The 1460-nt window shown below is 71.5% G+C and carries 3 protein-coding genes; all 3 read right to left on the bottom strand.

Translation table 11 applies throughout. From position 1 onward, the window contains the following. A partial coding sequence (gene arfB / locus C1I93_RS30430) for an alternative ribosome rescue aminoacyl-tRNA hydrolase ArfB (RefSeq protein WP_111246676.1) occupies positions 1 to 299 on the bottom strand: 299 nt, incomplete at its 3' end. Between the two features lie 9 nt (positions 300 to 308). Further along, positions 309 to 605, bottom strand: a complete 297-nt coding sequence (locus tag C1I93_RS30425; protein WP_111246675.1) for a hypothetical protein — start codon at positions 603 to 605, stop codon at positions 309 to 311. 110 nt (positions 606 to 715) lie between these two features. Then, a partial coding sequence (locus tag C1I93_RS30420) for a S1C family serine protease (RefSeq protein ID WP_111246674.1) occupies positions 716 to 1460 on the bottom strand: 745 nt, incomplete at its 5' end.

The raw sequence follows: 1460 nt of genomic DNA, 5'->3' as shown, positions 1-1460 counted from the left end.
TCGCGCAGCAGGGCGGCGAGCCGTTCCCGGGCGGCCTCCCGGTTGGCCAGCTGCGCCCGGTGCTCGCTCGCGGCGATGGTCAGCACCCCGTCGACGAGGCGGCCGGCGAGGCGGTCCAGCGCCCGCGCCCGCAACGACTCGGGCACGCTCGCCGAGCCGGCCAGGTCGAAACTCAGCTCGACCCGCGAGTCGGCGGTGTTGACGCCCTGACCGCCCGGCCCGGACGAACGGGAGAAGCGTTCCCGCAGCTCAGCGGCGGGGACCACCCAGCCATCGGTCACCCGTACGCCATCGTCCACGCCACGAGGCTAACGCGCCGGCCGATCCTGCGGAGTGACGCTCGGATTCGGCGCGGAGGGGGTGTCCCGGTCCTCCCCACCCACCGCGGCGTAGGCGACCGCCCCGACCAGCAGCAGGATGATCACCCCGATCTTCGTACTTACCACTTTGATCAGTAACCAGGCGGCGCGGCGGGCGCCGGGCACGGTCTTCTTCGCGGTCTGGTAGTCGTTCCAGCCCCGCCGGGCGCGGGCGTACGACGACCCGACGCCACTTCCGATGATCAGGCCCACCAGCAGGAGGGCCGCGATGAAAGGACGCTCCACCCACGCGAGTATTCATCCTCAGCGTGATATTTCCATGGGCCGATCATCCCTCAGCAAGAATCCGACAGATAACTCGATCTCCCCGTAATCGGACAGTAACCCTCCGTACGCTATCCGCCCTTTCCGATGATCGTGTCGGCCGTCTGTTGCACCTGTTCGATGGGGATGGCGAAGCCGATGCCTATCGAGCCGTTGCCGTCGATGGTGGCGATGGCGGTGTTCACCCCGACCACCTCGCCCCGCGCGTTGACCAACGGTCCGCCGGAGTTGCCCGGGTTGATCGACGCGTCGGTCTGCACCGCCCGGTGCCGGTTGTCGCCGAGCCGCACCTGACGGTCGAGCGCGCTGACGATGCCGGCAGTGACCGTCCCGGACAGTCCCAGCGGCGATCCGACCGCCAGCACCGGCTCCCCCACCCGGGTGGCACCCGGCTTGGCCAACGGCAACGGCGCCAGCCCCGCCGTGGCGGGCACCTTGAGCACCGCGAGATCACTGCCCGGCTCCCGGCCCACCACCTCCGCGTCGAACCGCCTGCCGTCCGGCAGCTCCACGGTCACCGGGCCGCCACGCCCCTTGGCCAGGATGTGGTCGTTGGTGATGATGTGCTGCTCGGCGTCGACGGCGAAGCCGGAACCGCTCGCCGACGTGCCGCGAACCCCGCCCACCAGCACCGACACCACGCCGGGCACGGTCTTCTCAGCGGCGGTGACCAGCTCGGCCGGCACCGGGGCGGCCGACGCGGCGGCCGGACCCGCGACACCGCCCCGGCCGGCCACCCAGCCGCCGGCGATCGCTCCCGAACCAGTGGAGAGCGCCACGACCGCCAGCCCCGCCAGCATCCGACGCTGCCAGCCC

This window comes from Micromonospora endophytica, from assembly GCF_003236305.1.
Classification (GTDB): Bacteria; Actinomycetota; Actinomycetes; order Mycobacteriales; family Micromonosporaceae; genus Micromonospora; species Micromonospora endophytica.
The sequence above is the reverse complement of the archived record's forward strand: the minus strand, read 5'-3'. Positions and strand labels throughout refer to the sequence as shown.